Source organism: Streptomyces sp. NPDC001728 (assembly GCF_040297565.1).
Taxonomy (GTDB): domain Bacteria; phylum Actinomycetota; class Actinomycetes; order Streptomycetales; family Streptomycetaceae; genus Streptomyces.
Genome location: NZ_JBEOZK010000011.1, coordinates 217,930 through 243,411 on the forward strand (window position 1 = coordinate 217,930; position 25,482 = coordinate 243,411).

23 protein-coding genes and 1 pseudogene are annotated in these 25,482 nt (G+C 71.7%); 11 read left to right on the forward strand and 13 right to left on the reverse strand.

All coding sequences use genetic code 11. From position 1 onward, the window contains the following. Positions 1–41: 41 nt before the first annotated feature. On the forward strand, positions 42–872 hold the full coding sequence (locus ABT154_RS19075) for a dioxygenase family protein (RefSeq protein ID WP_351857993.1): 831 nt from the start codon (positions 42–44) through the stop codon (positions 870–872). Here the strand turns inward: ABT154_RS19075 and fahA are convergent, their stop codons facing one another. Continuing rightward, complete coding sequence (gene fahA, locus ABT154_RS19080) at positions 873–2,099, reverse strand: fumarylacetoacetase (protein ID WP_351857994.1); 1,227 nt, start codon at positions 2,097–2,099, stop codon at positions 873–875. A 290-nt stretch (positions 2,100–2,389) separates the two neighbouring features. Between fahA and ABT154_RS19085 the strand changes: the two genes are divergently transcribed. Then, entirely contained in the window at positions 2,390–3,727 is a 1,338-nt protein-coding gene (locus ABT154_RS19085) for a peptidase (RefSeq protein ID WP_351857995.1), read from the forward strand. 31 nt (positions 3,728–3,758) lie between these two features. On the opposite strand, the gene ABT154_RS19090 is transcribed toward ABT154_RS19085, so the two are convergent. Both ABT154_RS19090 and ABT154_RS19095 read right to left on the reverse strand, forming a co-directional pair. Beyond that, a complete protein-coding gene (locus tag ABT154_RS19090) occupies positions 3,759–5,756 on the reverse strand; it encodes a CocE/NonD family hydrolase (RefSeq protein ID WP_351857996.1) in 1,998 nt (665 codons plus the stop codon). 9 nt (positions 5,757–5,765) lie between these two features. Continuing rightward, positions 5,766–7,259 carry a peptide MFS transporter gene (locus ABT154_RS19095; RefSeq protein ID WP_351858021.1) on the reverse strand — a complete coding sequence of 498 codons (1,494 nt, stop codon included), beginning with the start codon at positions 7,257–7,259 and terminating at the stop codon, positions 5,766–5,768. Positions 7,260–7,486: 227 nt separating this feature from the next. Here ABT154_RS19095 and ABT154_RS19100 point away from each other — a divergent pair, with 227 nt between their 5' ends. Both ABT154_RS19100 and ABT154_RS19105 read left to right on the forward strand, forming a co-directional pair. Then, on the forward strand, positions 7,487–8,497 hold the full coding sequence (locus ABT154_RS19100) for a polyprenyl synthetase family protein (RefSeq protein ID WP_351857997.1): 1,011 nt from the start codon (positions 7,487–7,489) through the stop codon (positions 8,495–8,497). A 116-nt stretch (positions 8,498–8,613) separates the two neighbouring features. Next, entirely contained in the window at positions 8,614–9,819 is a 1,206-nt protein-coding gene (locus tag ABT154_RS19105; RefSeq protein ID WP_351857998.1) for a LolA family protein, read from the forward strand. Between the two features lie 96 nt (positions 9,820–9,915). Here the strand turns inward: ABT154_RS19105 and ABT154_RS19110 are convergent, their stop codons facing one another. Both ABT154_RS19110 and ABT154_RS19115 read right to left on the reverse strand, forming a co-directional pair. After that, positions 9,916–11,226, reverse strand: a complete 1,311-nt coding sequence (locus ABT154_RS19110) for a M28 family metallopeptidase (protein ID WP_351857999.1) — start codon at positions 11,224–11,226, stop codon at positions 9,916–9,918. 240 nt (positions 11,227–11,466) lie between these two features. Then, positions 11,467–12,222: a GNAT family N-acetyltransferase gene (locus ABT154_RS19115; RefSeq protein ID WP_351858000.1), complete on the reverse strand. Its 756-nt coding sequence runs from the start codon at positions 12,220–12,222 to the stop codon at positions 11,467–11,469. An 80-nt stretch (positions 12,223–12,302) separates the two neighbouring features. On the opposite strand from ABT154_RS19115, the gene ABT154_RS19120 reads away from it, so the two are divergent. Together ABT154_RS19120 and ABT154_RS19125 are read left to right on the forward strand one after the other, a co-directional pair. Continuing rightward, positions 12,303–12,920 carry a GNAT family N-acetyltransferase gene (locus ABT154_RS19120; protein ID WP_351858001.1) on the forward strand — a complete coding sequence of 206 codons (618 nt, stop codon included), beginning with the start codon at positions 12,303–12,305 and terminating at the stop codon, positions 12,918–12,920. A gap of 127 nt (positions 12,921–13,047) precedes the next feature. Further along, positions 13,048–13,704 (forward strand): NADPH-dependent F420 reductase, encoded by a 657-nt coding sequence (locus ABT154_RS19125; protein ID WP_351858002.1) that lies wholly within the window; start codon positions 13,048–13,050, stop codon positions 13,702–13,704. Here the strand turns inward: ABT154_RS19125 and ABT154_RS19130 are convergent. Then, positions 13,644–14,300 carry a DUF4291 domain-containing protein gene (locus ABT154_RS19130; protein WP_351858003.1) on the reverse strand — a complete coding sequence of 219 codons (657 nt, stop codon included), beginning with the start codon at positions 14,298–14,300 and terminating at the stop codon, positions 13,644–13,646. The two genes, ABT154_RS19125 and ABT154_RS19130, sit on opposite strands and share 61 nt — an antisense overlap. A 149-nt stretch (positions 14,301–14,449) precedes the next feature. Here ABT154_RS19130 and ABT154_RS19135 point away from each other — a divergent pair, with 149 nt between their 5' ends. Next, on the forward strand, positions 14,450–14,767 hold the full coding sequence (locus tag ABT154_RS19135) for a DUF6401 family natural product biosynthesis protein (protein WP_351858004.1): 318 nt from the start codon (positions 14,450–14,452) through the stop codon (positions 14,765–14,767). A 9-nt stretch (positions 14,768–14,776) separates the two neighbouring features. Here ABT154_RS19135 and rarD read toward each other — a convergent pair whose 3' ends face one another. Continuing rightward, entirely contained in the window at positions 14,777–15,775 is a 999-nt protein-coding gene (gene rarD, locus ABT154_RS19140) for an EamA family transporter RarD (protein WP_351858005.1), read from the reverse strand. A gap of 149 nt (positions 15,776–15,924) precedes the next feature. Beyond that, positions 15,925–16,266, reverse strand: a pseudogene (locus ABT154_RS19145) (KR domain-containing protein); the annotation flags it as partial. Between ABT154_RS19145 and ABT154_RS19150 the strand changes: the two are divergent. Continuing rightward, positions 16,190–16,402 carry a hypothetical protein gene (locus ABT154_RS19150; RefSeq protein ID WP_351858006.1) on the forward strand — a complete coding sequence of 71 codons (213 nt, stop codon included), beginning with the start codon at positions 16,190–16,192 and terminating at the stop codon, positions 16,400–16,402. The pseudogene ABT154_RS19145 and the gene ABT154_RS19150 sit on opposite strands and share 77 nt — an antisense overlap. A gap of 46 nt (positions 16,403–16,448) precedes the next feature. On the opposite strand, the gene ABT154_RS19155 is transcribed toward ABT154_RS19150, so the two are convergent. The 5 genes from ABT154_RS19155 to ABT154_RS19175 form a co-directional block, all read right to left on the reverse strand. Next, positions 16,449–17,501 carry a 2-oxoacid:ferredoxin oxidoreductase subunit beta gene (locus ABT154_RS19155; protein ID WP_351858007.1) on the reverse strand — a complete coding sequence of 351 codons (1,053 nt, stop codon included), beginning with the start codon at positions 17,499–17,501 and terminating at the stop codon, positions 16,449–16,451. Then, complete coding sequence (locus ABT154_RS19160) at positions 17,494–19,431, reverse strand: 2-oxoacid:acceptor oxidoreductase subunit alpha (protein ID WP_351858008.1); 1,938 nt, start codon at positions 19,429–19,431, stop codon at positions 17,494–17,496. Before ABT154_RS19160 ends, ABT154_RS19155 begins: the two co-directional genes overlap by 8 nt. A 301-nt stretch (positions 19,432–19,732) precedes the next feature. Then, positions 19,733–20,404, reverse strand: a complete 672-nt coding sequence (locus ABT154_RS19165) for a LuxR C-terminal-related transcriptional regulator (protein ID WP_351858009.1) — start codon at positions 20,402–20,404, stop codon at positions 19,733–19,735. Positions 20,405–20,574: 170 nt separating this feature from the next. Then, positions 20,575–21,861: a sensor histidine kinase gene (locus tag ABT154_RS19170; protein WP_351858010.1), complete on the reverse strand. Its 1,287-nt coding sequence runs from the start codon at positions 21,859–21,861 to the stop codon at positions 20,575–20,577. 322 nt (positions 21,862–22,183) lie between these two features. Further along, positions 22,184–23,347 carry a sensor histidine kinase gene (locus tag ABT154_RS19175; RefSeq protein WP_351858011.1) on the reverse strand — a complete coding sequence of 388 codons (1,164 nt, stop codon included), beginning with the start codon at positions 23,345–23,347 and terminating at the stop codon, positions 22,184–22,186. Positions 23,348–23,609: 262 nt separating this feature from the next. Between ABT154_RS19175 and ABT154_RS19180 the strand changes: the two genes are divergently transcribed. The 3 genes from ABT154_RS19180 to ABT154_RS19190 all read left to right on the forward strand — a co-directional run. Beyond that, positions 23,610–24,038: an NADH-quinone oxidoreductase subunit A gene (locus ABT154_RS19180; protein WP_317873619.1), complete on the forward strand. Its 429-nt coding sequence runs from the start codon at positions 23,610–23,612 to the stop codon at positions 24,036–24,038. Further along, the gene (locus tag ABT154_RS19185) at positions 24,029–24,604 is read left to right on the forward strand and encodes an NADH-quinone oxidoreductase subunit B (RefSeq protein WP_351858012.1); all 576 of its coding nucleotides are present in this window, start codon (positions 24,029–24,031) and stop codon (positions 24,602–24,604) included. Before ABT154_RS19180 ends, ABT154_RS19185 begins: the two co-directional genes overlap by 10 nt. Further along, positions 24,556–25,482, forward strand: a 927-nt coding sequence (locus tag ABT154_RS19190) for an NADH-quinone oxidoreductase subunit C (RefSeq protein WP_502969541.1), incomplete at its 3' end; no start/stop codon positions are given. The genes ABT154_RS19185 and ABT154_RS19190, both read left to right, overlap by 49 nt.

The following is a 25,482-nucleotide window of genomic DNA, read 5'->3' on the forward strand; positions in this document are numbered from 1 at the left end:
TTCGTTGCCGATCCCCCTCAACCCCCATACGAGGAGCAGGCATGGACAGCGAGACCAGTACCGGGCACGTCAGCCGCAAGGCGGTGCTGCGGGCCGCCCTCGCGGCCGGCATGGCGGCCCCCGTCGTACTCATGGGCGTACCGGCACTCGCCCGTACCCTCAGCGCCGGCGAGGCGGCGCCCGCGCTCACCCCCGAGTGCGACGACGGCGACGACCCCACCCCGCCGCAGATGGAGGGCCCCTACTTCAAGCCCGACTCACCCCTGCGCACCAGCCTGCTGGAGTCCGGCACGGCCGGCGTCCGGCTGACGTTCAGCGGCTATGTCTTCGGGCTCGCCTGCCGGCCGATATCCGGCGTCCTGCTCGACTTCTGGCAGGCCGACACCAACGGCGGCTACGACAACACCGGATTCCGTTTCCGCGGGCACCAGTTCACCGACGCGCAGGGAGCGTTCAAGCTCACCACGATCGTGCCCGGCCTCTACCCCGGCCGCACCCGGCATCTCCACGTCAAGATCCAGGCCCCCGGCCGCCCGGTGCTCACCACCCAGCTGTACTTCCCCGGCGAACCCCGCAACAACACCGACAGCCTCTTCGACGCCCGGCTCCTCATGAACGTGCGGGACGCGGGCGCCGCGAAGGAGGCGGCCTTCGACTTCGTCCTGAACGTGCCGCAGGACCCCGGGCCCAGCCCCACCCCCACGGCCACCACGACCACCCAGCCGCCCGGCGGCAGCTGGGCCGCCGGGACCGCCTACCGGGCGGGCGACCAGGTCACCTACGGCGGCCCGGCCTATGTGTGCCTCCAGGCACACACGGGCCAGACCGGCTGGGAGCCGCCCCACGTACCCGCCCTCTGGCGGGCGCTGTAACTAGGCGCGGGGAACGATCCGGCCCCGGACCTCGCCCAGCGCCACCCGGGTGCCGTCCGGGCCCGGAGCCCAGGCCGTCAGGACGACCTCGTCGCCGTCCTCCAGGAACGTCCGCTTGCCACCGGCCAGGTCGAGGGCGTCCCGGCCGTTCCAGGTGAGCTCCAGCAGCGAACCGCGCTGGTCCACCTCGGGCCCGGACACCGTCCCGGAGCCGTAGAGGTCGCCGGTGCGCAGCGAGGCGCCGTTCACCGTCATGTGCGCGAGCTGCTGCGCGGCCGTCCAGTACATGGTGGAGAACGGCGGCTCCGCCACCACCTCGCCGTTGATCTCCACCGTGATCCGCAGGTCGAAGCCGCCCGGCTCCTCCTCGGCCGCGTCGTCCAGATACGGAAGCAGCGGGAAGTCCCGCGCGGGCGGCGCGGTCCTGGCGGCGTCCAGCGCCTCCAGGGGCGTCACCCACGCCGACACCGAGGTCTGGAACGACTTCCCGAGGAACGGGCCGAGCGGCACGTACTCCCAGGCCTGCACATCACGCGCCGACCAGTCGTTGAGCAGCGTCAGACCGAAGACGTGCTCCCGGAAGTCCGCGAGGGGCACGGACGCGCCCAGCTCCGACGGGGCGCCGACCAGGAAGCCGACCTCCGCCTCGATGTCCAGCTTGACCGAGGGGCCGAAGACCGGGGCCGCGTCGGCGGGCGCCTTGCGCTGCCCCGAGGGCCGTACGACATCGGTGCCGGAGACCACGACCGTGCCCGCGCGACCGTGGTAACCGATCGGCAGGTGCTTCCAGTTGGGGGTGAGCGCGTCCCCGTCGGGGCGGAAGATCTTCCCCACGTTCGTCGCGTGGTGCTCGCTCGCGTAGAAGTCGACGTAGTCCGCGACCTCGTACGGCAGGTGCAGCGTCACCGCGTCCAGCGGGTGCAGCAGCGGCTCGATGTCCGCACGGTGGGCCGGCACCGTCACCCAGGCCGTGAGCGCCCTGCGCACATCGCGCCAGGCGGTCCGCCCGGCCGCGAGCAGCGGGTTGAGGCTCGGCCGGTCGAGCAGCGCCGCGTACGGGGAGCCGAGCGCGTGCGCCGCGGCACCCGCGTCCAGCACGTGCCCGCCGATCCGGACGCCGAGCCGGCGCCGGCCGGGCTCGTCGGCGGTGGAGAAGACGCCGTACGGGAGGTTGTGCGGGCCGAAGGGATCGCCCTCGGCCAGGTCGAGCGGGCTGTGCTCGGACATCGGTGCTTGCCTCGCTTTCCACGGGTGTGGGGGACACGTTACGGGGCGGGCCGCCGGGCGCGGATGACATGGATCACACAGAAAGTGCGGCCTCCGTGGGCAACTGTCCGACTTGATCCGGTATTCGGTCCCGGTAGTCCTCGGACCCCGTCCCGAACTGGGAAGACAGGCCTGCCGCAAGGGCGTTCCCCGCCATACGATCAGGGTGGCGTCGCGCCGCGTGAAGCTACCGCGAGTGCGCGCCCCGCATTGCTCTCACCCCTCCCTGACCAGGAAAAAGGTCCCGCACTGTGAAGATTCGCCGCATTCTCGCGACCGCCGTGGCAGCCGCGGTCACCACCCCGGTCGTATTCCTCTCCGCCGCGCCCGCGTTCGCGGCCGGCCCGGCCGTGCCCGGCCACACCCAGGGCACCACGCAGGACGACCCCGACGGCGACGACTTCGCCGAGTACGAGAAGCTGGTCGCCGCCGTCGAGAAGGCGGAGGCGAAGGTCAAGGCGCTGAAGGCCGAGCGCACGGCCGTCGTGAAGGACCTCGAGGACGACAACGTCGACCCGGCTCTGAAGACCGAGCTGGCCGCCGCGCAGGAGGCCGTCAAGGCCGCGAAGGCCGCGAAGACCGCCGCCGACGAGACGCTGGCCACGGCCGAGCAGGCCGTGAAGGACCTGCCCGAGGACGCCACCGAGGAGCAGAAGACGGCCGCCGACGCCGCCGTCACCGCCGCGAAGACGGCGGTCGACGAAGCGGTCGCCGCCACGGTCGCCGCCGAACTCCGGGAGAAGAAGGCCGACACCGCCCACGACGACGCGAGGGTCGCGCTGGCCCGGAAGATCAGCAAGCTCGACGTCGCCATCAAGATGGCCGAGACGGAGCTCTCCGACGCCGAGGACGCCCTGGAGGAGTTCGAGCAGGGCGGCCCGGACGAGTGCCCCGAGGACGGCTCCGTCAAGGTCTCCATGACCGGCCCCAAGACGGTCACCGCCGGCACCAGCGCGCAGTTCTCCCTGCGCGTCAGCAACACCACCGACCACACCCTCAAGGCCGTCCAGGCCTACGCCGCCGCCCTGAACATCACGGGTGTCGACGACGAGAGCGACGAGGAGGAGGGGGAGTTCTTCGACGAACTCCTCACCTTCGAGTGGTCCTCCGCCGCCCACCCCGCGTGGACGAAGCTCTCCGCGGAGACCGAGGAGGCCATCACCATCGGTGAACTGGCCAAGGGTGGCAAGGCCGACGTGAAGCTGCGCCTCACCGTCGACGCCGAGACCCCGGCCGGCAAGGGCGTCGCCTTCGCCGTCGGCGCGTACGAGAAGAACGACGGCACCTGCGGCAGCAGCAAGGAGTACGCGACCGTCGAATTCGACATCCTCGCGGCCAAGGGCACCAAGCCCACTCCGGAGCCGTCCCCGTCGACCACCACGCCGGCGCCCACCGGCACCGGCAGCACCGGTGGCAACACCAACACCACCGGCCAGGGCGGCAGCTCGAACACCCCGGTCAACGGCGCCCTCGCCGCCACCGGTGCGAACGACACCCTCCCGCTCGGCTTCGCCGCCGCCGCGGCCGTCGCCCTCGGCGCCGGCGCGCTGGTCGTCGCCCGCCGCCGCAAGGCCGGCGCCGGCGCGTAACCCGGCCCCGGATCCCCCGTACGAGCGAGCTTCAGCCCGCCGTACGGGGGATCCGCTTCTCCCACGTCCGGTGGAAGACGACCTCGCCGCCCTCCTTGCACACCACCTCGTTCGTGGTGAGGAACTCGTCCGCGTCGCAGGAGATCTCCGAGCGGGTGTCCACGGTGACGTCCCAGGCCAGCTCGGGCCGGTGCAGCCGGACCGACCACTCCGAGCGGGTCCGGGCGGACAGCGGGCCGCTCTCGTCGATCGTGTACGTCTCCACCGCGTCCTCGGTGAACTCCAGGCCGTCCGGGTACACCCGCGTACCGCCGTACTTCGGGTCGACCTCCAGGGTCCATTCGCCCTTCGCCACGTCCCTGACCACCAGCCGCTCGGGCCGCGGCTCCTCCAGCGTGCGCGGGTAGACCACCCCGAGCGGCTCGGACTGCTCCGGCTCCTCCCAGGTGACGGCGTCCTGGGTGGGACGGCGCACGGGCAGGGTCAGGGAGGAGCCCGCCGGGTCGAGCGTGAAGCCCGCCGCGTCCGGCTGCGGCCAGATCCACGGCCAGTACGTCGAGGAGACCGCGAGCCGCACCCGGTGGCCGGGTGCGAAGGCGTGCCCGATGCCGTTCAGCTCGAAGTCGAAGCTCTCCGTCTCGCCGATCTGTGCCTCCACGGCCCGGTCACGGCCGTACCGGGCGGAGAAGTTCAGCGCGCCCCGGGTGACCAGGGTGGAGGAACCGTCCGGGGCGATGTCGCAGAGCCGGGCGATGACCTGCCCGGTGGGCGCGGCCGTGCGCAGCGCCAGGCTGACCGACGGACGGCCCAGGATCTCGACCGGACCGCCGTCCTCCGGCACGGGGAAGTCGAAGCAGGCCGAGTGGGCGTCCTCGTCGCGCTGGTCGGGCGGCAGGTCGGCGTCGTTGCCGAAGGGGAAGAAGCGCCCGGCGTCGAGCCCGGTCTGCTGCGGCGAGTCGACGACCACGGGCGCGCCCTGGAAGGCGTACGTGACGGGGGTGACGTTCGGGGAGGGCCAGGAGGGGTCGGTGACCCAGCGGCCGGGCAGCTCCTCGTAGACGGTCGCGGGCAGGTGCGAGTCGCTGATCCAGGAGCGGAGCAGCGGTTCGGCCATCACGTCGTTGTCGGCGCCCTTGAGGTGGTGGTCCCACCAGCGCAGGGTCTCCTGGAGGAAGCCGATGGCGGGCCCCGGCGGCAGACCGCGGTCCGGGTACTGGTGGGACCAGGGGCCGATGATGCCGCGCACCCGGTCCTGGGGGAGGTGGTGGGCGAGCCGAAGGACGGTGTCCCGGTAGGGGTCGTGCCAGCCGCCGACGGCGAGGACGGCGGCCCGGATCGCGCCGTAGTCCTCACAGACGCTGCCGTGCTTCCAGTAGGCGTCGCGGGTCTGGTGGGAGAGCCAGGTGTGGATGAGCGGCTCCACGGCCTCCAGGCGCTTCAGCCACCGCTCGCGCCACTCCTCGCCCACGTACTCCGGGTCCGGGGGCCGGCAGACGAAGGCGAGCATGGTGGCGGCCCAGGCGTGCATGTCGACGGCGAGGACGGAGCCGCCCATGTAGTGGACGTCGTTGTCGTAGCGGTCGTCGGTGGAGCAGACGGTGACGATCGCCTTGAGCGGTTCGGGGGCCAGGGCGGCGATCTGGAGCGAGTTGAAGCCGCCCCAGGAGATGCCGAACATGCCGACCTTGCCGGTGCACCAGGGCTGTTCGGCGAGCCAGTTCACGACGGCGACGCCGTCGGCCAGCTCGACCGGGTCGTACTCGTCGCCGGGCAGGCCCTCGCTGTTGCCGTGGCCGCGGACGTCGACCCGTACGGAGGCGTAGCCGTGGCCCGCGTACCAGGGGTGGCGCTGCCGGTCGCGGGGCGCGGTCCAGTCGGTGAGCCGGTACGGCAGGTACTCCAGGAGGGCCGGTACGGGCTCGTCGGTGAGCGGTCGCCACACGCGCGCGTACAGCTCGGTCCCGTCCCCGAGCGGGATGAGGACGTCGTCGTGGCGGGTCTCGTACGGGAAGTCGGTACGGATCTTCATCTCGGCTCCCTAGTGGACGGGGTGCATGGCGCGGCGCAGCCACGGCGCCAGGGCGATCACGACGAGGCCGACGGCGACGGCCACGGCGCCGTTGACGCCGAAGTAGACGGGCTTGGAGACGTCGTCGTAGAGCTTCACGGTCTGCGCCTGGATGCCGTTGGCGAGCGCCAGGGAGAGGAACCAGAGCGACATCGTCTGGCTGGAGAAGGCCTTCGGGGCGAGCTTGCTGGTCGCGGACATCCCGGAGGTCTCCAGGAGGACGTCGCCGAGGCCGAGCAGCAGGTACGAGCCCACGATCCACCAGGCGGCCATCCGGTAGGTGTCGTCGGCGTGCCCGGAGGTCGGCAGGACCATCAGGAGGAACGACAGACCGCCGAGGATCACACCGAAGGCGATCTTGTTGGAGGCGTGCGGCTGCCGGGGCCCCATCCGGGCCCAGACGGCGGCCACCACGGGCGCCAGGGCCACTTCGAAGGCGCCGAGGGCGGAGGCGTACCAGCCGGCCGGGAAGTCGAAGCCGAGGATGGTCGTACGGGCGTTGGTGGAGGCCAGCAGGATCATGGTCGAGTACGCCTGGAAGAGGATGAAGTTGAAGACGACCGAGGCCAGGAACAGCACGATGTACGGCTTGAGGCGTCCGCGCTCCTCGGCGGTGACCCGGGGGCTGGTGAACATCACCCAGAAGTAGACGACCGGGGCGATCACCGAGATCACCGTCAGCATGTCCACGAAGCGGCCCATGGTCAGCCAGCCCGCGAACGCCAGGGCCGTGGCGAGGACGGCCACGACGACCGCGCCGACGGCCATCAGCCGGACCGTCCGCCGCATGGCCTCGGGGGCGAGCGCGAATTCGGCGGAGTGCTTGCGCCCGGCCAGGTGACGTCGGCCGGCGACGTACTGGATCAGGCCGAGGCTCATGCCGAGCGCGGCGGCGGAGAAGCCCCAGTGGTAGCCCTTGTGGTCGGCGAGCCAGCCGGTGATCAGCGGGCCGGCGAACGCGCCGATGTTGATCGCCATGTAGTAGAGCGCGAAACCGGCGTCCCGGCGCTCGTCGTCCGTGCGGTACAGCTTGCCGACCATGGTCGCCACGTTCGGCTTGAGCAGTCCGGTGCCCGCGCTGATCAGGCCGAGGCCCACCCAGGTCATGGCGGCGGCAGGCACCGCCATGGCGTAATGGCCGCAGGCGATCAGGATGCCGCCCCAGAGGACCGCGCGGTACGAGCCGAGGATGCGGTCGGCGAGCCAGCCGCCCGCCACCGAGACCAGGTAGACGAGCGTGCCGTAGGCGGCGGAGACGGAGGCGGCGGTGCCGGCCGCCATGCCGAGTCCGCCGTCCGCCACGGTGGCCGCGAAGTACAGGACGAGGATGGCCTGCATGCCCAGGAACGAGAACCGCTCCCAGACCTCCAGGCCGGAGAGGGTGAGCAGACCCCGTGGATGTCCGAGGAAGGCGTGGTCGTCCTCGGGGGGTGGCTGCGCGCCGTTCGTGTCGGTGTCGATCATTGTTCGGGACAAAACGCCTACTCCTGGTCGTATGAGCTGATCACGAACATACCGGGGGTGACGGGAAGGCGCCCACGGTGATCGAAAGGTGACCGGATACGCTGGCTTGAGTGAATCGAGCGACACATCGACAATCCGTGTGATCGCGCACAGTCCGACCAGTCCAACCATCCGCGTGGACGATCCGTGCGATCGTCAGCAGGCGTCAGCAGACAGGAGACCCCCTCGTGACCGTCGTCGGGCCGTTCGGTCTTAGCGTGCGGGACCAGGCTCTTGAGGCCGATGTCCAGACCGGTTTGGCGGCTGCGGAGGCGGGCCTCCTGGACGCCACCAAGAGCGATGTCCCGTTCATCACGGAGGCCGCCCAGCACCTCGTGCTCGCCGGCGGCAAGCGCTTCCGCCCCCTGCTCGTGATGCTCGCCGCCCAGTTCGGCGACCCCTACGCGCCGGGCGTCGTGCCCTCCGCCGTCGTCGTCGAGCTCACCCACCTGGCCACGCTCTACCACGACGACGTCATGGACGAGGCCGACGTGCGCCGCGGCGTCGACAGTGCCAACACGCGCTGGGGCAACTCCATCGCCGTCCTCACGGGTGACTTCCTCTTCGCCCGCGCCTCGCACACGCTCGCGGACCTCGGCCCCGAGGCCGTACGCATCCAGTCCGAGGCGTTCGAACGGCTCGTGACCGGCCAGATCCTGGAGACCGCCGGACCCACGGACGGCCGCGACCCCGTCGACCACTACCTCGACGTCCTCGGCGGCAAGACCGGCTCGCTCGTCGCCGTCGCCTGCCGCTTCGGCGCCATGATGTCCGGCGCCGACGAGAGCGTCGTCGACACCCTCACCCAGTACGGCGAACGGCTCGGCGTGGCCTTCCAGCTCGCCGACGACATCCTCGACATCGCCTCCGACTCCCACGAGTCCGGCAAGACCCCCGGCACCGACCTGCGCGAGGGCGTCCCCACCCTGCCCGTGCTCTATCTGCGGGCCGCCGCGCTCGCCCACGGGCGCCCCGAGGACCTGGAACTCGTCGCCCTGATCGACGGCGACCTCAGCGACGACGAGCGCCACGCCGAGGCCCTGCGCCGGCTGCGTGCCCACCCGGCCCTGGAGCGGGCCCGCCGGGTCACCGTGCGGTACGCGGAGGAGGCGCGCGCGATGCTCGCACCGCTGCCCGACGGCTACGCGAAGGCGGCGCTCGCGGAGATGTGCGACGCGGTTGTCCACCGGGCGGCCTAGATTCTCTCAGGGTCGGGTCATCCCGAAGCAGTACGTGAGGTTGATCCCGGGGTCTGACGCTTCCGGGCCTCCGAGTTGGTGAGATGGACCCATCGACAACGGAGGTAGCGGAGACCATGGCAGAGACCCGTAAGGCGAGCCGGTTCATCGTCCCGGTCGCGGTGGCAGGAGTCGCGGCGGCGACCATCGGACTCGTACCGGCACTGGCGGCGTCCGGAGACCCCGATCTGCCCGAGATCACGGCGCAGCAGCTCATCGAGAAGATCGCCGCCTCGGACACCCAGACGCTGTCCGGCACGTTCAAGATCTCCACCGACCTGGGGCTGCCGTCCCTCGGCGGGCTGACCTCGGGCCTGACCTCGGGCCTCGGCGGCTCCGGCGGCGGGTCGGCCTCGGCCGACCCGTCCGAGAAGCTCACCCAGCTCATCTCGGGCAGCCACACGCTGCGCGTCGCGGCCGACGGCCCCGACCGCCAGAGGCTCACCCTGATCGACGGCTCCGACGAGTACAGCCTGATCCACAACGGCGACGACGTCTGGGGCTACGACAGCAAGTCCAACGAGGCCTTCCACGAGAAGGGCGCCGGGTCCGCCGCCGACGGCGCGGAGAAGGGCGAGGAGCTGCCCGGCACGCCCAGGCAGCTCGCGGACGAGGTCCTGAAGGCGGCCGGCGACACCACGTCGATCACGGTCGACGGCACGGCGAAGGTGGCGGGCCGGGACGCGTACCAGCTGGTCATCAAGCCGAAGCAGTCCGGTTCCATGGTCCAGTCGGTGAAGATCGCGGTGGACGCGGCGAACGGCACCCCGCTGAAGTTCACCCTCTCCTCGGTCGAGGGCGGCAAGCCCGTCGTCGACGCGGGCTTCACGAAGGTCGACTTCGGGAAGCCGGCCGCCTCGGAGTTCACCTTCACGGCGCCGAAGGGCGCGAAGGTGACGGAGGGGGCCGCGGAGAAGGCCGGGAAGGACGCGGAGGACCTGCCCGAGGGCTTCGAGGAGGGCTTCCCCGGCTTCGGCAAGGACTTCGGGAAGGAGTTCGGGAAGGGCTTCGGCCGCTCCGGCGAGGGCATGAACGTCATCGGCGAGGGCTGGACGACGATCGCGAAGCTCGACACGGGGGCGCCGGCGCCGAAGACGGACGAGGCGCCGAAGGAGATCCAGGGCTTCCTGGACTCCTTCGGCGACAAGGTCACCGGGAAGTTCGGCTCCGGCACCGTCTACAAGACGAAGCTGGTGAACGCGCTCCTCACCGACGACGGCAGGGTCTACGTCGGCGCGGTGACGCAGGACGCGCTGGTGGACGCGGCGAACGCCGGTAAGTAGCGGACTGGTTGGGACCCCGGGCGGGTCGGGGGCGATGGTCACCGACCCACCCGGGAGTTCTGTGCGTCCTGCGGGCCCGGCCTTACGGGCCCGGCCTTACGGGAAGGTCAGCTTGAACCCGTTGATGTAGCCGGTGTCCGACCCGGCCTTGTCCTGGACGCGGAGCTTCCAGACGCCGTTGGCGACCTCGGAGGAGGCGTTCACGGTGTAGGTCTGGACGATGTTGTCCGTGCCGCTGCCGGTCCGGTTGTGCAGGTTGTAGACCGAGCCGTCGGGGGCGATCAGGTCGACGACCAGGTCCCCGATCCAGGTGTGGACGATGTCCACGCCGACCTTGAGGGTCGACGGCGCGTTGCCCGTGATGCCGGTGACGGTCACGGAGGAGGTCACGGCGGCGCCGTTGTCCGGGACGGCGACGTCGGCGGTGTTCTCGAAGACCGTGCCGGTCGGCGGGGTCGTCGACCCGGTGGACAGGTTCCAGATCGCGTACGCGATGGCGTCCGCGTTGCGGTCCAGGGCGGTGTCGTTGATGTTCGCCATGGTGTCGCAGGACGCGTGGTAGCAGCGGTCGAAGGCCTGGCCGGACGTACCGCCCCACTTCTGCGCCTGGGCGGCGGTCTTGATGTAGTCGGCGCCGGAGAAGAGCCCGCCGACGGGTATGCCCACGTTCTTGAACGGGGCGTGGTCGGAGCGGCCGTCGCCCTCGGTCTCGATCTCGGTGGGGATGCCGAGCCCGGCGTAGTAGTCCTTGAAGGTCTGCTCGATCGTCGGGTCGTCGTCGTAGACGAAGTAGCCCGGGTTCGGCGAGCCGATCATGTCGAAGTTCAGATAGCCGCTGATCTTCGAACGCTCCGTGGTGGGCAGGTTGTTGACGTAGTACTTCGACCCGACGAGCCCGAGCTCCTCGGCGCCCCACCAGCCGAAGCGCAGGTGCTTGGTGGGCTGGAGCTGGGCGCGGGAGACGGCGAGCGCGGCTTCGAGGATCGCGGCGGAACCGGAGCCGTTGTCGTTGATGCCGGGGCCGGAGGTCACCGAGTCGAGGTGCGAACCGGACATGATGACCTGGTTCGGGTCGCCGCCGGGCCAGTCGGCTATGAGGTTGTAGCCGGTGGCGCCGTTGTAGCTGAACTGCTGGAGCGCGGTGGTGTAGCCGGCGGCGTCGAGCTTGGCCTTCACGAAGTCGATGGAGGCCTTGTAGCCGGTACGGCCGTGGGCGCGGTTGCCGCCGTTGGCGGTGGCGATGGCCTGGAGGTCCGTCAAGTGCTGCTTGACGTTGGCGAGCGGGATGTCGGGCGCGGCGGTGGCGCCGGTGGGGCTGGCCGATGCGGTGGTGCCGGTGAGTCCGCCGAGGGCGAGCGCCGCGAGGGCGGCGGCCACGGTGACGCGTCTGTGCACGGAGATGTTCATCTGTGGGGGCTCCGGATTCCGAACGGGGATGGGACGGAACGTGCGAGACGCCTCGGGCTGGGGTGCCACGAGGCGCTGGAGCTGTACGAGTGCTGTGCGAGTGCGTGCTGAATGTTCAACGAGAGTTTGACTCTGCGTCAAGAGCGGAAACCGGTCAGGGGCGTTCGCTCAGCGGACGGAAAAGGTCGATGAACTCCCCTTTGGGGATGGGTGGTTGGAGTGAACGCTCCGGTCTCACCCCTAGAACTCGTCGCATCGGACGCTCAGTTGCATCCCCAGCTCCCTGAACCCGAGCGCCCTCGCCACCGCGCGCGATTCCACCGTCCGGGCCCGCCACTGGGGCATCAGCCCAGCCTCCAGCGCGTGTGCCACCGCCGCCGAGGCCGTCCTCCCGGCCAGTCCGCGACCTCGGTGCCCCGGGGCCGTCAGCACACTGATGTGCGCCGTCGATTCCGGCCACAGCCGGTATCCCGCCGCCGCTATGACGCTCCCTCCGTCACCGCCGGCCGCCCCGCCCCGTCCTCCGCGTACGACGAACGCCGGAGACGTGATCTCCTCCATCCCGCTCTCGTCCGCGTCCTCCTGCCCCACCGCCGCCACCAGCGCCCGGAGTTCCTCGCTCTCCGCCCACACGTCCTCGACCACCGGATCCGCCGGCCACGGGCGGAAGTCCCCCAGGGACGCGTACGCCAGCGTCGCCGGGCCGAGTGTGTCCGTCACGTGCACCATCCCCCGTACCGCCTCCGCGCTCACCAGCGACTCCACCGGCGCACCCGCCGTCCCGCGCTTCCACGCCCGCGCAGCCGCCTCCGTCGGTGCGGTGACGATCGCCGCGTTCCCCAGGACGACCACACCCACCCACGACGGCGGACACAGCTCCGACCCCGGCGACACCACGACCCTCACGCCGGCCGGCGGCGCGAACGAGACGGGTGCGGCGGCCAGCGTCTCCCACAGGTGGCGGGCGCGGCTCAGCAGTGGATCCTCGTCGTTCATCCGGCGATCCTTCCTTCCCTCCGACGGTGGTACGCGTACGGGCCGCCCCAGCCCCCGACCAAGATCATCCAGCGTGCAGAATGACCCGTATGCCTACCTCGAACACACCGACGACGGCAACGGTCGACGACGCGCCGATGGTCAGCCGCACCCTGGCCCGTGCCTTCGGTGACGACCCGATGATGCGCTGGTTCTTCCCCGACGAAGCCTCCCGCGAGGCCGGTCTCGGGCGGTACTTCACCACTCTCCTCACCCGGCAGTACGCACTGCACGGCGTCTGTGAGCGCACCGACGCCGCCGCCGCGTTCTGGGTCGCCCCGGAGGGACAGGAGAAGGCCGTCCCCGACGCCGGAACCGTCCAGGAACTCGCCGACATCCTCGGTGACCGCGCCGACCTCTTCCGCCAGGCCGTCGAGGGCGCCGCCGCCCACACCCCGCCCGAGCCGCACTGGTACCTCGCCGTGATCGGCGCCGACCCCGCCGCCCGGGGCCAGGGCCACGGGTCCGCGCTCCTGCGCTCCGGCCTCGCCCAGGCCGACGCGGCGGGCCTGCCCGTCTACCTGGAATCCTCCAAGCCCGACAACCTCCCCGTGTACGAGCACTTCGGCTTCGCCGTGCTCGGCGAGGTCGCCCTGCCGGGCGGCGGACCCACCCTGTGGGCCATGCGCCGCCCGCCCCGGGACCTCCCCGCGGCCTGACGGGCCGGGGGGGGCGAGGGGACGCGAGCCCGGGACGCCCCGGGACGGTTCCGGGACGGCGGACCCGTCCCGTTCCGCATAGGGTCGGCCTTCCCGGGTCGTCGTCCCCTCCGAAGGAGCGCACGTCATGCAGATCGCCGTACTCGGAACCGGTGAGGTCGGCCGCCGGCTCGCCACCAAGCTCGTCTCCCTCGGGCACGAGGTCACCCTCGGTTCCCGTACGGCGGACAACGCCGAGGCCGTGAAGTGGGCCGGGGCGACCGGCGGCGCGCACGGCACCTTCGCCGACGCCGCCGCCTCCGCCGAGCTGGTGGTGAACGCCACCGGCGGTCTCGTCTCCCTCGCCGTCCTGGAGGCCGCCGGTGCGGCGAACCTGCGCGGCAAGGTCCTCATCGACGTGTCCAACCCGCTCGACTTCTCCGGCGGCATGCCGCCCACCGTCGTCACCCCGGACGGCGGCAGCCTCGCCGAGCAGCTCCAGAAGGCCTTCCCCGAGGTGCGCGTCGTCAAGACGCTCAACACCATGGCGAACGCCGTCATGGTCGAGCCCGGCCGGGTCCCGGGGCACCACAACGTGTTCCTCAGCGGCGACGACGAGACCGCCAAGGCCGTCGTCGCGGACCTGCTCGGCTCCTTCGGCTGGCCCGCCGACCGGATCATCGACCTCGGTGACCTGACGAGCGCGCGGGGCGTGGAGCTGCTGCTGCCGCTGTGGCTGCGCCTCTACGGGACGCTCGGCACCGGCGACTTCAACTTCTCGGTGGTCACCGCCCCGCCGGCGTAGTCCCGGCCACGCACCCGGTCCAGTAGCCCCGGGGTCTCCGGGTACGGCTCCTCCCGGGGCAGCAGCAGCCGCGCGGCGTCCCGTTCGCCCGCCCGGACCAGCTCGTGGATCCGGCGGGCGAGCGGGGTCACGTCGGTGACGGCGACCGTCCACTCGTCCGCGTACCGCCGGGAGGCCTCGCCCGACAGCCCGAGCTGGAGCGAACGGTACGGGAGCGCCCGTAGGCCCAGGTCCCGTTCCGGGTCCCACTGCACCCGGGCCGGCGACTCCCCCAACCGCCGCTTCCAGTCGGCCCGGTCGGGGTGGAAGCCGCGTTGGTAGTGGGAGAGGCAGGCGTTCCGCAGGGCCCACTCGAAGCCCTCGCGGTCGATCTCCACGGCGAGGACGGTCTCCTGGCCCTCCTTCGTCCCCCAGCCGCAGCGGTACATCATCCACAGGAACGACGGCTTGATCCACGTCATCCGGTCCCGCTTCCAGCTGGCCGGAAAGCGACCCTCCCGGGCCGCCGCCACACCGATCTCGGGCCGGTACGCCTGGTAGACGGTGATCGTCCGGGCGGTGTGGAGCGCACGGATCCGGTACTTCGGTTCTTCCATGCGTCCCAGGGTGGGGCGGGCCGGCGGGGGAGGGCCACCGGATTTCCGGGGCTCGGGCGGGTGGACGGGACCGGCGCACGCCCCGAGGTCCCCGAGCGTGCGACCAAGGTCACGGCCGGACCGTCCCCGTACGCCCCTAATGTGGAGGGATGAACGATTCGCCCGGCTGCCCACTGACCGATGTCGCCGCCACGTACATGCCCCGGCTCGCGGAGTTCCCCTCCGAGCCGGGGCTCGTGGCCGCCGTCGACCAGCACGCCGCCGCCGTGCGCGACGCCCTGATCCCGGCCCAGCGGGGGCCGGGCGGCCCGGCCCCGCGGCGGGACGAGCTGGCCGACTACGTCCTCGGGTTCACGGACCGGCTCACCGAGGCCGACTGGACCGAACCCGTCGGCCACGACTTCGCGACCCTGCGCCTGACGGCGGTCTGCTGGCTGATCCGGGAGTACGGCCTCCTGGACGCGTGACGGCCGGGGTCAGCGGGAAGTCGGCGGTACGGGGGCGGTGTCCACCGGCGCCGGGACGACGGCAGCCGTCTGCGCCACCTCGGCCTGCGCCGCCTCCGCCTTGGCCGCCTCCACCGCCGCCCGGCTGCGCCGCGCCGTGCGCAGGGCGTCCCAGGTGAGGAGGGTCAGCGCCAGCCAGACGAGCGAGAAGCCCGCCCAGCGCTCCGGCGGCATCTCCTCGTGGAAGTAGAGGATGCCCAGCAGGAACTGGAAGGTCGGTGCCAGGTACTGGAGGAGGCCGAGCATCGACAGGGGCACGCGGATCGCCGCCGCCCCGAAGAGGACGAGCGGGGCCGCCGTGACGATGCCGGTGGCCACGAGCAGCGCCGTGTGGCCCCCGCCGTGGGAGCCGAAGGCCAGGTCGCCCCGGGTGCCGAGCCAGACGAGGTAGCCGAGCGCGGGCAGGAACTGGACGGCGGTCTCGGCGGCGAGCGACTCCAGGCCGCCGAGGTTGACCTTCTTCTTCACCAGGCCGTAGACGGCGAAGGAGAAGGCGAGGGTGAGCGAGATCCAGGGCGGCTTCCCGTAGCCGATCGCGAGGACCAGGACGGCGGCGAAGCCGACGCCGACCGCCGCCCACTGTGCGGGGCGCAGCCGTTCCTGGAGGACGAGGACGCCGAGGGCGATGGTGACGAGCGGGTTGATGAAGTAGCCGAGGGAGGCCTCGACGACATGGCCCGTGTTGACGGACCAGATGTAGAGGCCCCAGTTCACCGTGATGACGGCGGCGGCGACGGTGATCAGGCCGAGCTTGCGCGGGCTGCGGACGAGCTCGCGTATCCAGCCCCAGCGGCGCACGGCGAGCAGGGCGAGGGCGACGAAGGCCAGCGACCACACCATCCGGTGGGCGAGGATCTCGACCGCCCCGGCGGGCTTGAGGAGCGGCCAGAAGAGCGGGACCAGTCCCCACATGCCGTAGGCGCCGATCCCGTAGAGCAATCCTGCTCGTTCCTCGTTATCCGTCTTCACCGGACCTCCCGCCCTGAGCCGCGCTGTCCTGTCGAAGGTAGCGCCGCACCGGGCGGGTTGTCATGCCCGTACCGCAATACGGTCATGACGGTGGTGAGGTGGCCCGGGAGCCGTGCCGGGAGCGGTCCCGGCATGGTCCGGGAGGCGGTTCAGGAGGCCGCGAGTGCTTCCTCGATCGTCACGGCGATCGGGGTGGTCGGGCGGCCGATCAGCCGGGCCAGGTCACCGGTCCGCCGGGCGAGTGCGCCGCGCTCGATGGCCCGGTCGACGTCGACGAGGATCGCGGCGAAGAAGGGCGGGACCCCGACGCCGGTCAGGATGTCGAGGTGGGCCTCGGCGGGCACGCCGCGGTACGCGACCTCCCGGCCGGACTGCGCGGCGACCTCGGCCGCGTACTCGGCGAGCGACCAGGCGGTGTCGCCGCTGACCCGGCGGCTGCGGGAGCTCACGTACCGGGGAGCGGTCAGGACGTACGGCTTCGACAGGGCGAACGTCTACCGGTTCACGGACCAGGCGTACGTCCACCGGATCGAGCGCGGCGCGCCGCGTTTCCTCGGGGACTTCGTCAGGGCCACCAAGGACGACACCGCCGCCAGGAAGGCGCGGACGGCGGCGGAGGGGAGATGAGAGGGGCCCGGTCCGCACCGCGGACCGGGCCCCTGGTGTCACGGTGTCAGCCGACCACGGTCCAGGTGTCGTTGCCCGCGAGGAGCCGGCTCAGATCGCCCTTGCCCTGCTGCTCCACGGCCGTCTCCAGCTGCTCCGCCATCAGCGTGTCGTAGACCGGCCGGTCCACCGACCGGAACACCCCGATGGGGGTCTGGTGGAGGGTGTCCGGGTCGGCGAGGCGGGAGAGCGCGAAGGCGGTGGTGGGGGAGGCGCCGTGGGCGTCGTGGACGAGGATCCGGGACTCGTTCTCCGGGGTGACCGTGACGACCTGGAGGTCTCCGGTGGCCTGGTCGCGGACGACGCCCTTCTCGTTCTCGGCGCCGAAGCGGATCGGCTGCCCGTGTTCGAGACGGATGACGGCTTCCTGGGCCTGGTCCTTGTCCTTGAGGACCTCGAAGGCGCCGTCGTTGAAGATGTTGCAGTTCTGGTAGATCTCCACGAGCGCCGTGCCGTTGTGCTGGGCGGCCTGCCGCAGCACCTCGGTGAGGTGCTTGCGGTCGGAGTCGACCGTACGGGCCACGAAGGAGGCCTCCGCGCCGAGCGCCAGCGACACCGGGTTGAAGGGCGCGTCGAGCGAGCCCATCGGCGTCGACTTGGTGATCTTGCCGACCTCGGAGGTCGGGCTGTACTGGCCCTTGGTGAGGCCGTAGATCCGGTTGTTGAAGAGCAGGATCTTGAGGTTGACGTTGCGGCGGAGCGCGTGGATGAGGTGGTTGCCGCCGATGGAGAGCGCGTCGCCGTCGCCGGTCACCACCCACACCGACAGGTCGCGGCGCGAGGTGGCGAGGCCGGTCGCGATGGCCGGGGCGCGGCCGTGGATGGAGTGCATCCCGTAGGTGTTCATGTAGTACGGGAAGCGGGAGGAGCAGCCGATGCCGGAGACGAAGACGATGTTCTCCTTCGCCAGGCCCAGTTCGGGCATGAAGCCCTGGACGGCGGCGAGGACGGCGTAGTCACCGCAGCCGGGGCACCAGCGGACCTCCTGGTCGGACTTGAAGTCCTTCATCGACTGCTGGGCCTCGGCCCTGGGCACCAGGTTGAGGAGGGGCTCAGGCATCGATGGCCTCCTTGAGAACGGCGGCGAGCTGCTCGGCCTTGAACGGCATCCCGTTGACCTGTGTGTGGCTGCGGGCGTCGACGAGGTACTTCGCCCGGACGAGGGTGGCGAGCTGGCCGAGGTTCATCTCGGGGACGACGACCTTCTCGTACCGCTTCAGGACCTCCCCGAGGTTCTTCGGGAAGGGGTTGAGGTGGCGCAGATGGGCCTGGGCGATGGGGTGGCCCGCGACCCTGAGGCGGCGGACGGCCGCCGTGATGGGCCCGTAGGTGGAACCCCAGCCGAGGACCAGGGTGGTGGCGCCGTCCGGGTCGTCGACCTCGATGTCGGGGACGTCGATGCCGTCGATCTTGGCCTGCCGGGTGCGGACCATGAACTCGTGGTTCGCCGGGTCGTACGAGATGTTGCCGGTGCCGTCCTGCTTCTCGATGCCGCCGATGCGGTGTTCGAGGCCGGGGGTGCCGGGCACGGCCCAGGGGCGGGCCAGGGTCTCCGGGTCGCGCTTGTACGGCCAGAAGACCTCGGTGCCGTCGTCGAGCGTGTGGTTCGGCCCGGTGGCGAACCGCGTCCGCAGGTCGGGCAGCTCGTCGACCTCCGGGACGCGCCAGGGCTCGGAGCCGTTGGCGAGGTAGCCGTCGGAGAGCAGGAAGACCGGCGTGCGGTACGTGAGCGCGATCCGGGCGGCCTCGATCGCGGCGTCGAAGCAGTCGGCGGGCGTCCTCGGGGCGACGACCGGGACCGGCGCCTCGCCGTTGCGGCCGTACATGGCCTGGAGGAGGTCGGCCTGCTCGGTCTTGGTGGGCAGGCCCGTGGAGGGGCCGCCGCGCTGGATGTCGACGATCAGCAGCGGCAGCTCCAGGGAGACCGCGAGGCCGATCGTCTCCGACTTGAGCGCCACACCGGGGCCGGAGGTCGTCGTCACGGCGAGCGAGCCGCCGAAGGCCGCGCCGAGCGCGGCGCCGATGCCGGCGATCTCGTCCTCGGCCTGGAAGGTGCGCACGCCGAAGTTCTTGTGCCTGGACAGCTCGTGGAGGATGTCCGAGGCCGGGGTGATGGGGTACGAGCCCAGGTAGAGCGGCAGGTCGGCCTGCCGGCCGGCGGCGACGAGACCGTACGACAGCGCCAGGTTCCCCGAGATGTTCCGGTAGGTGCCGGTGGGGAAGGCGCGGGTCGCGGGGGCGATCTCGTACGAGACGGCGAAGTCCTCGGTGGTCTCGCCGAAGTTCCAGCCGGCCCGGAAGGCGACGATGTTCGCCTCCGCGATGGCGGGCTTCTTGGCGAACTTCTGCCGCAGGAACGTCTCGGTGCCCTCGGTCGGCCGGTGGTACATCCAGGAGAGCAGCCCGAGCGCGAACATGTTCTTGGAGCGCTCGGCCTCCTTCCGGGACAGGCCGAAGTCCTTGAGCGCCTCGACGGTCAGCGTGGTGAGCGGCACCGGGTGGACCCGGTAGCCGTCCAGCGAACCGTCTTCGAGCGGCGAGGTCGCGTATCCGACCTTCGCCATGGCGCGCTTGGCGAACTCGTCTGTGTTGACGATGATCTCGCCACCGCGCGGCACGTCCCCGATGTTCGCCCTGAGGGCGGCGGGGTTCATCGCGACCAGCACGTTCGGGGCGTCGCCCGGCGTCAGGATGTCGTGGTCGGCGAAGTGCAGTTGGAAGGACGAGACGCCCGGCAGGGTTCCGGCGGGTGCCCGGATCTCGGCCGGGAAGTTCGGCAGCGTGGAGAGGTCGTTCCCGAAGGACGCCGTCTCCGAGGTGAACCGGTCACCCGTGAGCTGCATGCCGTCGCCGGAGTCACCCGCGAAGCGGATGATCACCCGGTCGAGCCGGCGCACTTCCTTCTCGGTGCCGTGGTGCGGCTTCGCCGGGGCGCTGCGCTGCTCCCCGAGCAAGGCCTCACCGGCCTCGCTACTGACCTGGCTGGTCACTGAACTGGACCTCCCTCGCGGCAAGGGGACTCTCCGCCGGAGGCGGGAGAAGGCTCGGGATGCGGTCGGCCGATCACCGTCCGTCCCGAGGCCCACCCTACGACGCCGAGGAGGGCCCTCCCGGGACTTCTCACATCGTGGACCTCTTTTTGAGACGCCCTCTTGCCCTGAATTGTCAGGTTCTGTCGCCACCCGGAGTGTTCCGGAAAGTCGGATTCCGCCTCATCCTTTGGATCTAGGACCCCCGGACGCGGGCGGCCGACCCTCCGGCCTCCGTGTTATCTGACAGGGTGTCAGATCCTCAGGATTTCAGATACGTCAACACCGCCAGTACCCGGCGGTGATCACCGTCACTCGGCGAGAGGCCCAGCTTCAGGAAGATGTTGCTGATGTGCTTCTCCACCGCGCCGTCGCTCACGACCAGCGCTTTCGCGATCGCCGAGTTCGTCCGGCCCTCGGCCATCAGACCCAGGACCTCCCGCTCGCGCGGGGTCAGGTTCGCCAGCACGTCCTGCTGACGGCTCCTGCCGAGCAGCTGCTGCACGACCTCGGGGTCGAGCGCCGTACCGCCCCCGGCGACCCGCACGACCGCGTCCACGAACTCACGGACCTCCGCGACCCGGTCCTTCAGCAGATAGCCCACACCCCGGCTGGAACCGGCCAGAAGTTCGGTGGCGTACTGCTCCTCCACGTACTGCGACAGCACCAGCACACCCAGTCCCGGATGCTCCTTGCGCAGCCGCACCGCCGCCCGCACCCCCTCGTCGGTGTGCGTCGGCGGCATCCGCACGTCCGCCACCACCACATCCGGCAGCGCGCCCTCGGACGCGAGCCCGGCGACGGTCTCGACGAGCGCGTCACCGTCCCCCACACCGGCCACGACCTCGTGCCCCAGATCGGTCAGGAGCCTGGTCAGCCCCTCCCGCAACAGCACGGAATCCTCGGCGATGACCACCCGAACCCGACTCGCCACGTCTTGCACACCCACGCCGTACTGCCCCCATTGCCCTGTTGTCCGAGTCTTGCTGCGACCCGGCCAGCATCGCAGGGTCGGAGGGCCTGCGGGGGCCCCGGGCACGACCGAACGGAGACCGCCCGGGGGCGGTCTCCGTTCCAGGGCGGTCGGTCGGTCGCCCGCCGGCGTCACGCCCGCCAGGGCAGTTCCACCGTCACCGTCGTCGGGCCGCCCGCCGGGGAGTCCACCGCCAGGACCCCGTCCACCGCGCCGATCCGGTCCGAGAGCCGCGCCAGGCTCCGCCCGGCGGACGCCTCCGCGCCGCCCACGCCGTCGTCCCGCACCTGGAGCATCAGCCGGTCCCCGGTGCGCCACACGTCCACCCAGGCCCGCCGCGCCCGGGCGTGCGCAGTGACGTTCCCCAGCAGCTCCGACACCGCGAAGTACGCGATCCCCTCGATCGCGGGCACCGGCCGCGCAGGCAGGTCCACGTCCACCGACACCGGCACCGCGCACCGCGACGCCACCGCCGACAGCGCCGCGTCGAGCCCCCGGTCGGTGAGGACCGCCGGGTGGATGCCCCGCGCCAGGTCCCGCAGTTCCTGGAGCGCGAGCTTCACCTCGCCGTGCGCCTCACCGACCAGCACCGAGGCCGCCTGCGGGTCCTCCGCGAGCTTCTCCTTCGCGAGCCCCAGATCCATGGCGAGCGCCGCCAGCCGGGCCTGCGCGCCGTCGTGCAGATCGCGCTCGATGCGCCGCAGGTCGGCCGCGGCGGTGTCGACGACCACGCCCCGGTCCGACTCCAGCTCGGTCACACGGGAGGCGAGGCGGGACGGGCCGAGCAGCCCGGAGACCAGCAGCCGGTCGACGGAGACGAAGCCGCGCAGCAGCCACGGCCCGGCCATCACGAACAGCAGGCCGATGAGGCTGGTGACGGCGATCTCGAAGGGCGAGTCGAGATAGAGGTTGTGGGACCTGTCGCCGTACAGCTGGAGACCGGCCTGCCCGGCGTACATCGGGAAGACCCACTGCCACAGCGGGTACGTGAAGAGGCTCCAGCCCCAGGCGAAGAACGCCACGGTCACCGAGAACGAGAACACCGCCCACGGCATGTGCAGCACCGCGTACAGCAGGTGCCGCCACGAAGCCCCGCTCTTCAGCATCGCACCCATCCAGGAGAACGCCCCGCCCGTCCGGCCCCGCACCGGCTCCGGCGCCCGCACGTCATGCCCGAGCAGCCCGCGCGCCCTGGCCCGCTCCACCGCGCCGAAGCCCCGGCACATCGCGAGCGCCCCGGCCAGGATCGGGACCCCGAGGAAGGTGATGAGCAGCCCGGCCCCGGCCGACACGAACGCGATGGAGAGCGCGAACCAGCAGACGCTGAGCGGCAGCCCGATCAGCACATAGAGGAGGGCGCGCCAGGTGCGGGCCTCGAACGGCGCGCGGATCGCGGCGGGGAGTCGGTGGGAGGCCATCGCGGGGTCCTTCTCTGCTCAGGGAGGGGCGGGGTGACGTGTTCCAGGTTTCCGTCTCACGCCCCGCCGGACCATGAGGCGGGTGGGCGTCTGCGGGCGGGGGTTTTCCCTACCTAGGGGGGCGGGGGCGCCGTAGGGGTTCGCGGCGCCCCAAGGGTTCGTGGGTCCCTACGGGTTGGTGGGTCCTTACGGGTTCGCGGACCCCTTACGGGTTGGTGGGTCCTTACGGGTTCGCGGACCCCTTACGGGTTCGCGGACCCGCAGGGGGTCCGTACGCCCGCAGGGGCTCACGGACCCCCTACGGGCCCACGGGCCCAAGGCCTCACGCGGTCGGGCGGGAGCGCCACGGCAGTTCCGCCGTGACCGTCGTCGGGCCGCCCGCCGGCGAGTCCACGACCAGCAGGCCGTCCACCGCGCCCAGCCGCTCCGCGAGCCCCGCGAGCCCCGTGCCGCCGTCGAAGCTCGCCCCGCCCGCCCCGTCGTCGTGGACCTGGAGCATCAGCCGCTCCCCGGCCCGCCACACCTCCACCGACGCCGTCCGGGCACGCGCGTGCTTGGAGACGTTCTGCAGCAGCTCCGACACCGTGAAGTACGCGATGCCCTCGATGGCCTCCGCCGGGCGCTCCGCCAGGTCGACGGTCACCTTCACCGGCACGGTGCAGCGCGCCGAGACCGAGGAGAGCGCGGCGCTCAGCCCCCGGTCGGTGAGGACCGCCGGGTGGATGCCGCGCGCCAGGTCCCGCAGTTCCTGGAGCGCGAGCTTCACCTCGCCGTGAGCCTCGTCGACCATCGCCGCGGCGGCCTCCGGGTCCTCGAGGAGCTTCTCCTTCGCGAGCCCGAGTCCCATCGCGAGGGCGACGAGCCGGGCCTGCGCGCCGTCGTGCAGATCGCGCTCGATGCGCCGCAGGTCGGCCGCGGCGGTGTCGACGACCACGCCCCGGTCCGACTCCAGCTCGGCGATCCGCCGCTCCAGTTCGTCGGAGGGCGAGAGGAGCCCCCGGACCATGCCCCGGTCGGCATTGGCGAGCCCCCGGGACAGGAGGGGCAGGACGGGCCAGAGGACGATGAGCGAGACCAGGCCCAGGGTGAACGTCAGGATGCCCCAGGGCAGCCGGATCAGCCCGTACAGCTGGGTCCGCCAGGCCACCGGGTCCTTCAGCGTGCCCCACAGCCAGCCGAAGAAGCCCCGGCGCCGCGGGAGCGGGGAGGGCTCGGCGACCTTCACCCCGAGCAGCCCCCGCGCCCGGGCGCGTTCCGAGCGGCCGATGAGGCGCGCGCCGCTGAGCCCGAGGGCGAGCAGCGGAAGCCCGATCACGGTGACCGACAGGCCGACGCCGAGGAGCACGCTCACGACCGAGTAGACGAAACCGGCCAGCGTCGTGAAGAGGTTGGAGAGGAGGAAGGCGATCTCCTTCCAGGTCTCCTTCCCGTAGGCGGTGCGCTTGCGGGGAGGCGAGGCGGCGGCGGCGCCGTGATCAGCGGTCATGGTCCCCAGACTGCCGGTCGGGCGGTACGCGACGCCATGGGGAAGGTGGGTGAGCCGGAGGGGGGATATCCCCACCGGGACGGCGCCGGGCGTGGTGACCGGGAGGTACGGGCGCGCCCGGCGCCCCCGCGCGGGACTGTGGGAGGGAACCCGTACGGGAACCCGTAGGAGACAGTGCGAGCGACCCCGTACGCGACCCCGTACGCGACTGCTTACGGTCCCTTTAGCAGGGCCTAGACTCGCGTGCGTACACAAGTGACTCATGAGACACCGAGACCGAGGGGCGGACGTGCGGGAACCGACCGTTGTCGCGGCCGACGCGGCGGACTACTTCCAGACGTATTCCGTCGTCGGGCTGCTCGCCGTCGTCGGCGTGCTCTTCGTCGCCGTTGCGTTCGGCGCCGGCCGGCTGCTCCGGCCCGTCGTGCCGACGCCCGAGAAACTCATGACGTACGAGTGCGGCGTCGACCCCGTGGGGGAGGGCTGGGCCCACACCCAGGTCCGCTACTACGTGTACGCCTTCCTCTACGTCGTCTTCGCCGTCGACTCGATCTTCCTCTTCCCCTGGGCGACGGTCTTCGCCGCGCCCGGCTTCGGCGCCGCGACCCTGGTCGAGATGTTCGTCTTCCTCGGCTTCCTGGCCGTGGGGCTGCTCTACGCGTACAAGAAGGGCGTCCTGGCATGGACGTAACACCCCTGCCCACACCCCTGCCCGCCCCGAAGCTGGGGACGCTCGCGCGCCTCGCCCCTGAGCCGATGAAGGTGGTCCTGAACTGGGGCCGCCGCTACAGCCTGTGGGTCTTCAACTTCGGGCTCGCCTGCTGCGCGATCGAGTTCATCGCCGCGTCGATGGCCCGGCACGACTTCATCCGGCTCGGCGTGATCCCCTTCGCGCCCGGCCCGCGCCAGGCCGACCTGATGATCGTCTCGGGCACGGTGACGGACAAGATGGCACCGGCCGTGAAGCGGCTCTACGAGCAGATGCCGGAGCCGAAGTACGTCATCTCCTTCGGCGCCTGCTCCAACTGCGGCGGGCCCTACTGGGACTCGTACTCGGTCACCAAGGGCGTCGACCAGATCATCCCGGTCGACGTGTACGTACCGGGCTGCCCGCCCCGCCCCGAGGCGCTGCTCCAGGGCATCCTCAAGCTCCAGGAGAAGATCGCGCGGGAGAACCTGGCGGAGCGGTACGCGACCGCCGCCTCGGCATCCCAGCTGACGAGCCCCCTGGTCCCGCCGCCGGGAGGCACGGAGTGAACGGGTACGACTCCCTCCCGGACGCCGTGACGGAGATCTTCGGCGAGGAGGCGACGGCGGAGCGGGCGTACGACCTGCTCACGGTCGACGTCCCGCCGACTTCCTGGATCACGGCGCTCACGACCGCCCGCGACGAGCTGGGCTGCACGTACTTCGACTGGCTGAGCGCGGTGGACGAGCCGGGCACGGGCTTCCGGGTCTGCGCGCACGTCGTGTCCCTGTCCGGGGGCCGCCCGCGCCGCCTCCTGCTGCGCACGACCGTCCCGCACGACGCGCCGGTGCTGCCCACCGCGATCGGGGTGTACGCGGGAGCCGGCTGGCACGAGCGCGAGACCCACGAGATGTTCGGCGTGGCCTTCGAGGGCCACCCGCACCTGGTGCCGCTGCTCCTCCCCGAGAACTTCGAGGGCCACCCGCTGCGCAAGGACTTCGTCCTCGCGGCCCGGGTCGCGAAGGCGTGGCCGGGCGCGAAGGAACCGGGCGAGTCCCACGACGGCGGCGGCCCGAAGCGCCGCCAGATGCTCCCGCCGGGCGTCCCGGACCCCAACGAATGGGGCCCCCTGAAGGGCCAGCTCCCCCCGGCCCCGACCCGCCCGGCCCGAGCGACGGCGGGCGACCGCCCCGCCCGCCGCACCCGCTCGGTGACGGAGGGCTCGACGAGCCGGCCGGAGCCGACGCCCCCGGAGGGAACGACCGGCCCGGACGCCCCGGCGCGCCCGCCGCGCCGCTCCCGCTCGGCGGCCGACGGCTCGGCGAGCCAGGCGGAGCCGACACCCCCGGTTACCCCGGAGGGAACGACCGGCCCGGACGCCCCGGCGCGCCCGCCGCGCCGCTCCCGCTCGGCCGCCGACGGCTCGGCGAGCCAGGCGGAGCCGACA

Excerpts from the sequence above, each read along its gene's own strand:
- ABT154_RS19075 (WP_351857993.1), top strand. The coding sequence starts at position 42 with ATGGACAGCGAGACCAGTACCGGGCACGTCAGCCGCAAGGCGGTGCTG.
- fahA (WP_351857994.1), bottom strand. The coding sequence starts at position 2,099 with ATGTCCGAGCACAGCCCGCTCGACCTGGCCGAGGGCGATCCCTTCGGC.
- ABT154_RS19090 (WP_351857996.1), bottom strand. The coding sequence starts at position 5,756 with ATGAAGATCCGTACCGACTTCCCGTACGAGACCCGCCACGACGACGTC.
- ABT154_RS19095 (WP_351858021.1), bottom strand. The coding sequence starts at position 7,259 with ATGATCGACACCGACACGAACGGCGCGCAGCCACCCCCCGAGGACGAC.
- ABT154_RS19105 (WP_351857998.1), top strand. The coding sequence starts at position 8,614 with ATGGCAGAGACCCGTAAGGCGAGCCGGTTCATCGTCCCGGTCGCGGTG.
- ABT154_RS19110 (WP_351857999.1), bottom strand. The coding sequence starts at position 11,226 with ATGAACATCTCCGTGCACAGACGCGTCACCGTGGCCGCCGCCCTCGCG.
- ABT154_RS19115 (WP_351858000.1), bottom strand. The coding sequence starts at position 12,222 with ATGAACGACGAGGATCCACTGCTGAGCCGCGCCCGCCACCTGTGGGAG.
- ABT154_RS19120 (WP_351858001.1), top strand. The coding sequence starts at position 12,303 with ATGACCCGTATGCCTACCTCGAACACACCGACGACGGCAACGGTCGAC.
- ABT154_RS19125 (WP_351858002.1), top strand. The coding sequence starts at position 13,048 with ATGCAGATCGCCGTACTCGGAACCGGTGAGGTCGGCCGCCGGCTCGCC.
- ABT154_RS19130 (WP_351858003.1), bottom strand. The coding sequence starts at position 14,300 with ATGGAAGAACCGAAGTACCGGATCCGTGCGCTCCACACCGCCCGGACG.
- ABT154_RS19135 (WP_351858004.1), top strand. The coding sequence starts at position 14,450 with ATGAACGATTCGCCCGGCTGCCCACTGACCGATGTCGCCGCCACGTAC.
- ABT154_RS19155 (WP_351858007.1), bottom strand. The coding sequence starts at position 17,501 with ATGCCTGAGCCCCTCCTCAACCTGGTGCCCAGGGCCGAGGCCCAGCAG.
- ABT154_RS19170 (WP_351858010.1), bottom strand. The coding sequence starts at position 21,861 with ATGGCCTCCCACCGACTCCCCGCCGCGATCCGCGCGCCGTTCGAGGCC.
- ABT154_RS19175 (WP_351858011.1), bottom strand. The coding sequence starts at position 23,347 with ATGACCGCTGATCACGGCGCCGCCGCCGCCTCGCCTCCCCGCAAGCGC.
- ABT154_RS19180 (WP_317873619.1), top strand. The coding sequence starts at position 23,610 with ATGAGACACCGAGACCGAGGGGCGGACGTGCGGGAACCGACCGTTGTC.
- ABT154_RS19185 (WP_351858012.1), top strand. The coding sequence starts at position 24,029 with ATGGACGTAACACCCCTGCCCACACCCCTGCCCGCCCCGAAGCTGGGG.